The organism is Myroides odoratimimus (genome assembly GCF_030326305.1).
Classification (GTDB): Bacteria; Bacteroidota; Bacteroidia; order Flavobacteriales; family Flavobacteriaceae; genus Flavobacterium; species Flavobacterium odoratimimum_A.
In genome coordinates, this window is record NZ_JACAKB010000015.1 from 74,023 (window position 1) to 84,304 (window position 10,282).

8 protein-coding genes are annotated in these 10,282 nt (G+C 33.8%); all 8 read left to right on the top strand.

Translation table 11 applies throughout. The annotated features are described in order from the left end of the window. The first annotated feature begins 112 nt into the window (after positions 1 to 112). Positions 113 to 730, top strand: coding sequence for a hypothetical protein (locus HX049_RS11730; protein WP_286415991.1), 618 nt, complete (start codon positions 113 to 115; stop codon positions 728 to 730). 477 nt (positions 731 to 1,207) lie between these two features. Then, positions 1,208 to 1,621: an HYC_CC_PP family protein gene (locus HX049_RS11735; RefSeq protein WP_016649555.1), complete on the top strand. Its 414-nt coding sequence runs from the start codon at positions 1,208 to 1,210 to the stop codon at positions 1,619 to 1,621. A gap of 85 nt (positions 1,622 to 1,706) precedes the next feature. Beyond that, entirely contained in the window at positions 1,707 to 3,098 is a 1,392-nt protein-coding gene (locus HX049_RS11740; RefSeq protein WP_286415992.1) for a TolC family protein, read from the top strand. Positions 3,099 to 3,104: 6 nt separating this feature from the next. Continuing rightward, positions 3,105 to 6,263 carry an efflux RND transporter permease subunit gene (locus HX049_RS11745; RefSeq protein ID WP_006261001.1) on the top strand — a complete coding sequence of 1,053 codons (3,159 nt, stop codon included), beginning with the start codon at positions 3,105 to 3,107 and terminating at the stop codon, positions 6,261 to 6,263. Positions 6,264 to 6,268: 5 nt separating this feature from the next. Further along, positions 6,269 to 7,369, top strand: coding sequence for an efflux RND transporter periplasmic adaptor subunit (locus tag HX049_RS11750; protein WP_286415993.1), 1,101 nt, complete (start codon positions 6,269 to 6,271; stop codon positions 7,367 to 7,369). 14 nt (positions 7,370 to 7,383) lie between these two features. Further along, a complete protein-coding gene (locus HX049_RS11755; protein WP_286415994.1) occupies positions 7,384 to 7,854 on the top strand; it encodes a hypothetical protein in 471 nt (156 codons plus the stop codon). Positions 7,855 to 7,993: 139 nt separating this feature from the next. Next, positions 7,994 to 8,569: an AraC family transcriptional regulator gene (locus HX049_RS11760; RefSeq protein ID WP_041890781.1), complete on the top strand. Its 576-nt coding sequence runs from the start codon at positions 7,994 to 7,996 to the stop codon at positions 8,567 to 8,569. Between the two features lie 955 nt (positions 8,570 to 9,524). Further along, positions 9,525 to 10,157 carry a LexA family transcriptional regulator gene (locus HX049_RS11765; RefSeq protein WP_041890784.1) on the top strand — a complete coding sequence of 211 codons (633 nt, stop codon included), beginning with the start codon at positions 9,525 to 9,527 and terminating at the stop codon, positions 10,155 to 10,157. Positions 10,158 to 10,282 lie beyond the last annotated feature (125 nt).

A 10,282-nucleotide genomic window follows, 5' to 3' on the forward strand; every position in this document is an offset into this window, starting at 1 on the left:
ATATTTATGTTTAGAGTTAAGTATATAATGTTTCATAAAATAAGTGTTTATAGTGTAAGTTAATAGTCTTTTAAAATTAAGTATTAGATTAACGTATTTAGTAGGTGTTTAAATGATGGAAGAAATTAGAGAAATGTTAACTCAATGGAGTAGGTACAGTGGAAGAGAAAATGATCGTGGACAATTATTTAATCACTATGAATCAGTAATGGGATACAATAATTTAACGAATAGATTGTGTTCAAGTTTAAGTGTAGTTTATGACCAAGAAAATGACAAAATAGAATGGATAAAAAGAGAGTTTAGGCAAATTGAAAATCCTTTGTTTAATGTATTTAGTGAAGAAGATAGTTCCTTTAACTTAGTTTATTCGGAGTCAAATATTAAGTACTATTCTATTCCTTTTTATTTTAAAGGAAAGGAGTATAAGAACTATTTTGATATTGCTTTATACATTAGGGATATTTTTATAAATGGAGATAATCTTGTTAAAACAAAAATAATAGACTTGATGTTTAGCGATTCTCATATGTTTTCAGTTTTAAAAAAGAATAGCCAAACTGTAGAGTTATTGTTGATTTTAGTTGAGTTTTTTTATAGACTAGATATTTGCAATAGGACATATATAGGTGAAGTGGGTTATTATTTGGTAACTGAATATGATCAGGATGAAATTAATAATATGAAGCAAACTTCGCCAGTTTATTTTACTAATTTTTATGATGCATAAATATTTTAAAACAAGAGGTTGTATTTATAGAGGATATTCAATACAAGGCTATTTTTAAAAAGTATAAAAACTTATATAGTGCTGTTTTGTATAACTTGGTTATCACAGAGGTATGTAATATATGTTTTGAAGGAATAATGATTTATTTGTATTAATGGTATTGTATTGAATAAGTACTGAGAGATAAATTTCATTTTATAGAAAAAGAGATTTACCAAGAAATATATAGTATTATTTCAAACGGTATTAAAAATTGTAAACATGGTAATATTAAAGGTTGTGAATATCATTACTATGGAGCTAGTTTTTTTATTCAAGAAGGAGAAATCTAAAATGTTTCTTAAAAAGAGAAATCTTAGTATCCATCATCGTTTAAGAATGTTTTCGAAAAGTACAAAATCCAAAAATTATACAACAAGTACTCGGAATGGTATAACAAATGAGAATCTCTAGTGTAGTACTTTTGGCGTAGAGATTATGAAAAAACTATTCGTCATATTATTCGCATTTTTGTACACAGGCTTGGCTTCAGGCTTTAGTACATATCAGCACATCTGCCAAGGATTAGTGCAAGAGACGAATATACCTAAATCTCAAGCAAATGAAAAGAACTGCGGTTTCTGTGCTTTAACAGGTAGAACCGTAGAAGAACCTAAGAAGAACTGCTGCCAAGATAAAGTAGAGGTAGTTAAAGTAAAATCAGAGGTTCAGAATAGTTCATTTAAAGTTTTAAAGATTTCGTTCTTTACAGATGCGATATTGCACCGTTATTTTGGGGCAGTATACGAGTATGTGCATACAGTAAGAGATAATTTCACTACTTATACTTATTATTTATACAGAGTCAAAGAAGTACCTCTGTATATTAAGCATTGCGTCTATAGACTTTGATTCATACGATATCATTGAGCTTATCTATTCTTGTAATAGGAATAGATACATCAACAATATTGTATAATTAAACGCATACTTTTACATGAAAATTAATAGGATAGCACTGTTTGTCCTATTGGGTGTAGCATCTATGTCTTATGGACAAAAACTTACATTAGATGCTGCGTTAAAACAGGCTATAGAACGATATGACCTTATCAAGGTTAAAGAAGCAAAACTTGCTGCTTCTCAAGAAAACACAACTAATCAAAAAGGGCATTACTTCCCAGACTTAACATTCGGTGCCCAACAAAATTATGGGACGATCAATGCGCAGAACGGACCTCTGTATGCTTATGGAGGACTGGGATCTGCAGCTACCTCTATGCCTTTAGCAGAACAAAATTGGAATGCAGCCTTTGGTTCATTGTATTTTGCTAATGTCAATTGGAATATTTTTTCTTTTGGAAAGACAAAGGAAGGAATCGGTATGGCAAAAGCTCAACAAGAAGTGACGCTTAAGGACTTAGAACAAGAGATTTTCCAACAACAAATAAAAGTAAGTGCTACCTATTTAAATCTTTTGGCTTCTCAGCGTATAAAATATGTGCAACAAAAGAATTTAGAACGCGCGAGAGTATTTCATGAAGTTACAGCTGCAAAGGCAAAGAGTGGCTTGTTACCTCAAGTAGATGAGCGATTAGCTATGGCTGAGGTAGCAAATGCAGAGGCATTACATATTAAAGCGTATGACAAAGAAATAGAGTTTAATAAGCACTTAGCTGTGTTATTAGATGAAGAGACTAAAGCGTATGTATTAGATGAGGTATTTGTAAATGCTAAACCAGAAGTATTAGATGAAACTTTAGTCAATAGAGATCAGCATCCTATGCTATTATGGCAAGAGAGCAAAATAGCACAAAGCGAATCTATGGAACGCCTAGTAACCAAAGGTAGTCTGCCTAGTTTAAATGCTTTTGGGGTGTTGCAAGGTAGAGGATCAGGCTTTAACTGGAATTATGTACAAGACAATAGTGCTTACTCTTCATCTTATGGTGATGGAGTGGGTATTGATAGAAGTAATTATTTAGTAGGGCTTCAATTGACATGGAATATATCTAACTTTTTTAGAACGACTTATAAGCGTAAACAACAAGAGTATATCACAAAGAGCTATGAACATGAATTCGCTCAGATGGACAAAGATTTGGCTAACCAAGTTACTTTGACCAAAGAGAAGTATGTCAATGCTCAGGCTGTGTGGACACAGTCAAAAATACAGTTAGAGGCGGCTGAGGTAGCCTTTAAACAGCAGAAAGCTTTATACGATAATGGATTGAGCAACTTAGTTGATTTCACTCAAGCGCTGTATACTTTACAACGTGCAGAGATAGACTATGAAATAGCTCAAAACAATGTATGGCAATCTTTATTGCTACAGGCTTCTGCTTTCGGTGATATTCAATATTTGTTAAACGCTATTCCCCTAAAATAAGATAGTATGAATTTAATTCGATTTGCCTTGCGCAAGCCAATATCTATTATGGTATTGGTAATAGGACTATTATTCTTTGGAGTAAAGTCATCTAAAGAGATTCCAGTAGATATTCTTCCAGAGATGAACTTACCAGTGGTTTATATCGCCCATTCTTTTAATGGGTATACTCCACAACAAATGGAAGGTTATTTCACGAAGATGTATGTAAATATGATGCTTTTTGCCAATGGGATAAAAAGTATTGACACTAAAAATACACAAGGGTTGACCTTGATGAAAATAGAGTTTTATGAAGGGACAGATATGGGAGAGGCAATCGCGTCTATCTCAGCACTGTCTAATCGTTCGGTAATTTTCTTACCGCCAGGAGCTCCGCCACCATTCATTATTCGCTTTGATGCTTCTTCTCAACCAGTAGGACAATTAGTGTTCCGTTCAGAGACGAAGACGAATAATGAGCTTCAAGATATCGCCAACTTTGCTGCGCGCCCTTTCTTAATTAAGATTCCTGGATTGACTACAGCTCCACCATTTGGAGGGTCACCACGTACGATAGAGATCAATATAGATCCTAATAAACTTCGTACGCATCATATGAGCCCAGAACAAGTGGTAGAAGCAATTAGTAGACAAAACGTAACGATGCCTTCAGGGAACGTTTATGTAGGAGATAAGAACTATCTGACACCGACTAATAACACTTTAAAAACGGTAGAAGAGTTTGGAGATATTCCTTTATTTAAGGGACAGGTAGATAATGTGTACTTACGAGATGTAGCTACTGTAAAAGACGGTGCTGATATTACGACTGGGTATGCATTAGTAGATGGTAAACGTTCTGTGTATATCAATATTGCTAAATCTGGTAAGGCTTCTACTTATGATGTGGTAGAACAATTGAAAAAATCTATTCCTCATATACAGAATAACTTACCTGATGATGTAAAGATTTCGTACGAGTTTGACCAATCTGTGAATGTTATTAATGCAGTAAAGAGTTTAATCGTAGAGGGAGTATTAGGAGCCTTATTGACAGGACTTATGGTAATGTTATTCTTAAGAGATCCTAGAGGAGCTTTGATTGTGATTATGACTATTCCGATAGCGATTATTTCAGCAGTATTGTTCTTAAAGATGTTTGGTCAGACGATCAATATTATGACACTATCAGGATTAGCCTTAGCGATAGGTATTTTGGTAGATGAGAGTACAGTGACGATAGAGAATATACATCAACACTTTGCGCTTGGTAAGAATAAGGTACAAGCTATTTGGGACGCGTGTAAGGAGATCGCTTTTCCTAAGTTATTAATCTTGTTTAGCATCTTGGCCGTATTTGCACCAGCCTTTATGATGACAGGTATTCCTGGAGCACTATTTATGCCTCTAGCGATGGCAATTGGTTTTGCGATGACGGTTTCATTCTTACTTTCTCAAACGTTTGTACCGATTATGGCTAACTGGCTGATGAAGTACAATCCTGAGAAACATGCTATTCCTGAAGAAGCTAAAGGTTTCGATAAGTTTAAGAATAGAGTAGTGGCAGGGATTGAGAAAGTGATGCCTATGAAGAAGATAATTGTTATAGGTTCTATTCTAGCGGCTTTCTTAGCTGTAGCAGTAATGTACCAAAACATAGGAAAGGATGTATTGCCAACTGTAAATTCAAGTCAAGTGCAAATGCGTATTACTGCTCCTGAAGGGACACGTATAGAGCATACTGAAATGAAAGTGAAGAAGGTACTGGGTGAATTAGAAGATTTATTTGGTAAAGAGAAGATTGCGATTTCATCAGCGTTTGTGGGACAACACCCTTCATCGTTTGCAGTAAGTCCGATCTACTTATATAATGCAGGACCACATGAAGCGTCTATGCAAGTAGCTTTTAAAGATTTTGATGGTAATACAGATGAATTAAAAGACCAGATACGAGGACGTATTGCAGAGAAGCTACCTGAGTTAAAATTGACTTTTGAGCCAATCGAATTGACTGAAAAGATTTTAAGTCAAGGAACCAATACACCTATTGAGATTCGCGTATCAGGTATGATGCGTAAGATGAATATGATGACTGCTAATAAATTATTGGCAAAGTTGAAAGAAATCGACTATATGCGTGATCAGAAAATGCCTATCTCGATGAATTATCCATCTTATGAAATTAATATAGATCGCGTACGTGCTGCTCAATTAGGATTAGATGCAATGGATATTGCAAAATCATTAGTGGCGACAACAGCTTCTTCTCGTTACACTAATAGAAATATGTGGGTAGGAGGTATGATGGGAATTGCTTATGATGTACAAGTACAGATGCCACAAAATCAACTGGGAAGTAAGGAAGAATTAGAGAATATTCCACTGAGTAAGAATTCAGATAGACCAGTGCTAAGCGATGTAGCTACTGTAACAGAGTCAAAGGCATTAGCTGAGAGTTATAATGAAGGGACAATGGGATATGTATCTGTAGTAGCTAACGTACACAAAACAGATTTGAATAAAGCGAAAGAAGATGTACAACAAGCTATCGCAGAATTAGGAGAATTACCAAAAGGGGTAAATGTGGAGTTAAAAGGAATGGCTCCTGTATTAGATGATACCATGCAGAGTTTGGCTAACGGTTTATTGATTGCTATTGTGGTTATATTCTTAATGCTAACAGCCAACTTCCAGTCGTTTAAAGTATCGTTTGTGATCTTGACTACAGTACCATTCGTAATGCTTGGATCACTATTACTATTAAAAGCAACAGGCTCTACAGTTAACTTACAGTCTTATATGGGAATCATTATGTCGGTCGGAGTATCTATTGCCAATGCAGTATTATTAATTAATAATGCGGAGACATTGAGAAAGACAGGATGGACGTCTACTGCAGCTGCTATAGAAGCAACGAAGTTACGTATCAGACCGATAGCGATGACTACGATAGCGATGATTGCGGGGATGTTACCAATGGCGATAGGACATGGAGAAGGAAGTGAGCAAGTAGCTCCTTTAGGAAGAGCAGTAATTGGGGGGCTATTAGCATCGACAGTGTCTGTATTGATTATTTTACCAATGGTATTTGCTTGGGTAATGAATAAAGTAACGAGAGATTCTCCATCATTAGACCCAGAAGACGAAGAAAGTATCCACTATTTACCTATAGATAATAAATAAGAAAGATGAAAAGAATATATATAGCATTAGTTAGTCTAGTAGTATTAACTGCATGTGCAGATAAAAAAACTCCTGAAGTAAAAGAAGTGAAAGAAGTGAAAGATGAAAAAGGAGGGATGAATATGGCAATGAATAAGATGGAGACTATTGGCATAGAACCAACCAATCCTATTGTTCCATTGCAATTACCAGGAGAGTTAAGAGCCGATCAACGTACCGAACTATTTGCTAAAGTAAATAGTTATGTGACTGATTTGCGTGTGGATATAGGTGATCACGTAAAGAAAGGACAAGTTTTAATGGTATTAGATGCGCCTGAGATTCAAGCGCAAGTATCAAGTGCGCAAGCTAAATGGAAAGCACAAGAGGCAATCTATATCTCAACTAAAGCTACTTATGATAGAACAATAAAAGTGAATGAGACAGAGGGAGCTATCGCACCTGATTATTTAGAGCAAGTGACTGCTAAAATGTTAGCAGATAAAGCACAACTAGCTTCTTCAAAGTCTTCGTATGAAGAAATGAAGAATATAGATCAATACCTAGTGATTAGAGCACCTTTTGATGGAGTGATTACAGATAGACAGGTAGATAAAGGAGCTTATGTAGGACCGATGAGTAAACTGCCTTTACTAATCGTAGAGGACACCTCTACACTGCGTTTAAATCTGTCTATATCAGAAGCAAATACACCTTATGTACAAGAGGGAGATACAGTGAAGTTTAAAGTACGTACACTTCCCCAAAAAGAATTTACGGGTGTAGTGACTAGAAAGGCGGGTAGTCTAGATTTAAAGTTGCGCTCAGAGCAGATTCAAGCAGATATTAATAATAAAGAACAGTTGTTAAAACCTAATATGATAGCAGATGCTACTGTAAGCTTAAAAAGTACAGAGCCAACATTCTTTGTGCCTAAGTCAGCTTTAGTAGAGAGTAATCTTGGGCTGTATGTGATCGAAGTTAGAAATGGTACAGCGTATCATATTAAGGTAGCTAAAGGACGTGCTATGCCTATGATGGTTGAGGTTTTTGGAGAGCTAAGACCAGGTATGAAGATCTTAAAAATGGCAACAGAAGAAATAATGAATGAACAAAAATTAATGTAATAAAAATGATGATTATGAGAACATTTGCAATTAGAAGTTTAGCAGTAGTGGGAGTTAGTTTACTTACTATCGCTTGTGGAGAAACAAAAAAAGAGCCAGTAGAGGCAGCTCCAACACATGAAAACCATGCTAATCACGATATGCATTCAATGCATAAGGAAAGTGAGCCAGTAGCAGCTACAGGCCAGTACAAAAGAGGAGATGCTGTACCAAGTGATCTAGTATGTATGGTAAATGATGCTTATATGGGGAATAAACAGTTAGAAGTAGAGCATGAAGGTAAAATGTATTATGGATGTTGTGAAATGTGTAAAACAAGAATCCCTCAAGATGCAACTGTGCGTGCCGCTATAGATCCATATTCTTTAAAATCAGTAGATAAAGCAGAAGCTTATATCGTGATAGTAGGGAATAATGGTGAGGTAGCTTATTTTGAGAATGAAGGGAATTACCAAAAATTCGTTGCAGAACACAAACAGAGTTAATAAAAAGGAATCAGGAGTACTGATATAGTCAGTACTCCTTTTTAAAAACAAAGATTGTATTGAGTTACTATACTATATAGTGAAAGTTTAAAACGAGATATGATCAGTCTATTGTTTATTAGGATAAAAAAAATGAGATATGGAGTATTCGGTAGTTTTACATATTAAGAATATGGTTTGTCACCGTTGTGTTTTAATGATAGAACAAGAGTTAAAAAAAATAGGTGTATTAGAGACTAAAGTTGAATTAGGAAAGGTGTCGCTTTTGTATAATTTAAGCGAACAGACTTTTAAGGTGTTTAAAGAGAGATTGAATATACTTGGTTTTGAATTAATAGTAGAGAAACAAGATATACTGATAGAGGGTATTAAACAATTAATTATAGATCTCGTACAGACGGATAGTCGCTTATCTACCAATCTATCTTATTTAATATCGGATAATTTAGCAATAGACTATAGTTATGCAAGTAAGTTGTTTTCAGAGCGAGAATCAGTTACAATAGAGAAGTTTTATATCCATCAACGTATTGAACGTGTGAAGGAATATATTTCGTATGGTGAAATGACACTATTAGAAATAGCTAGTAAAATGTATTATAATGATTTGAGTCATTTGAGTAAACAATTTAAAAGTGTGGTGGGGGTGTCTCCATCTCAGTATAAGAAAGAACAGAAATTTAATAGAAATTATATTGATAAGATAATTACTTAGTTTGATGCGCTATGCAGGTGAGAGTGCATAGTATTTTTTTATTTGTACTTGTAAAAGAGGACGTCGGGAGATGCTCCTCTTTTTTTGTGATATTTTATAATGATTAAAGTGACTTTATTTACTATTTGACTGTTTTTGTCTCTAAGTATCTTAATCTGCCTGTTTAGTATGGCTGAAAAAAGGCTAATAAATTAGCAATATGTGATTTAATCACTAAATGTGAATGGATTTTACTAGTGAAAAATCTACTTGTATGATAATCACTATATGTGATCAAATAAGACGACTAACTTGTTTATATGTGTTTAGTACTCTAATTATTGGTTGTTTTGTAATGTTGAATAATAGTTAAATACTGATATAAAAGTAATTATTTGTATTCTGTTTGTTTATTTTATTGAATAATAATGTATGTGTTTTATGTATTGTTGAATATTATATGTTTGTGTTGAATTGTTTGAATAAAGAAAGAACCATTAAACAGAAACTATAATAGAACGTATAAATGGGTGATATTCTATAGATAATATAAGAGTGGAAGATGTAGCCTTCCTCTTATATCAATGGACGTATTATTGTGTTAATCAACTTAAGTCAGTAGATTAAATTATCTTATCAAAGATTTGTATAGGATAGAAGCTTGAAAGACGTTTGATTTAACGATTCGTTGCTTATTCTTTTTTTGTGATTTTATAGGTGTGTTTATATCGCTTGATTTTAAGCGTTGTAAATAATTAATATTTGAATATTTATATTTTATCATAAATATAAAGTAACTTTTTTATTAAGTGTAAGTTACTGATTAGTAGATGTTTGGTTCATTTTTGGTAGGTTTTTTATTCTTTTTTCAAACATTTTTTTGCTGCTATTTAATTTTTGGCAAGATAATTGATTTTTGTCGATATATGCGAATAAAGCAGTGGTTAGTAAAGTAGAATAATAAATTGTGAAAAGTATGAAAAGTAGTGAAAGCGTAATTAAAAAGTTGAAACAGTTATTAGGGATAAAAACAGATTTGGAATTAGCGAATATTTTAGAAGTAAAACCTAATACAGTGTCATCATGGAAGTCAAGAGAGACATTACAGTATGAAAAAATCATGAATTTGTGTAAAGAGCACAAGATTGATTTGAATGAATTATTCTTTTCAAATACACAAAAAGTTTTTAATACTGATTTGCAAAAACGAAAAGTGAAAATGATTTCTGTAGATCATCATTTTGAGTATTTCTTAAATCCAGAAAGAACTTGGGCAACATCACCTAGTTTTGTATTTCCAACAGAAGAGGAGGTTGATACAGCATTTCAGATTTCTGCCGAAAATATGTATCCTACAGTAAAAGTGTCTTCTTATGTGTTGACTAAAAAAATCGGATTAGATGAAATTAAACCTTGGGGTATCTATGTGGTTGTAATTGAAGGAAAAGGAGTATTATGTTATAGATTTAAACGATATACAGAGAGTGGAGATTTATCATTTATTAGTGATAATGAAACTTATGAGAATATTGTAGTAAGACCTCAAGATATCAGAGAGGTGTTCTGTGTACGAGGAGCATTCCTTGGAAATATTAAGAATCTTTCATAATTTTTATATTTGGTTACAGAAATGGGTTATTGCATTTGTGATAACCCGTTTTTTATGTGTGCCCAGCATGGGTGATAACTCTAGGGTGTAAGTCCCGAACACGCCATTACAGCAGGAAGTGTTAA

What these genes read in the sequence shown, in the direction of transcription:
- HX049_RS11760 (WP_041890781.1), top strand. Translation starts at nt 7,994, where the DNA reads ATGGAGTATTCGGTAGTTTTACATATTAAGAATATGGTTTGTCACCGT.
- HX049_RS11740 (WP_286415992.1), top strand. Translation starts at nt 1,707, where the DNA reads ATGAAAATTAATAGGATAGCACTGTTTGTCCTATTGGGTGTAGCATCT.
- HX049_RS11755 (WP_286415994.1), top strand. Translation starts at nt 7,384, where the DNA reads ATGAGAACATTTGCAATTAGAAGTTTAGCAGTAGTGGGAGTTAGTTTA.
- HX049_RS11750 (WP_286415993.1), top strand. Translation starts at nt 6,269, where the DNA reads ATGAAAAGAATATATATAGCATTAGTTAGTCTAGTAGTATTAACTGCA.
- HX049_RS11765 (WP_041890784.1), top strand. Translation starts at nt 9,525, where the DNA reads ATGAAAAGTAGTGAAAGCGTAATTAAAAAGTTGAAACAGTTATTAGGG.
- HX049_RS11745 (WP_006261001.1), top strand. Translation starts at nt 3,105, where the DNA reads ATGAATTTAATTCGATTTGCCTTGCGCAAGCCAATATCTATTATGGTA.
- HX049_RS11730 (WP_286415991.1), top strand. Translation starts at nt 113, where the DNA reads ATGATGGAAGAAATTAGAGAAATGTTAACTCAATGGAGTAGGTACAGT.
- HX049_RS11735 (WP_016649555.1), top strand. Translation starts at nt 1,208, where the DNA reads ATGAAAAAACTATTCGTCATATTATTCGCATTTTTGTACACAGGCTTG.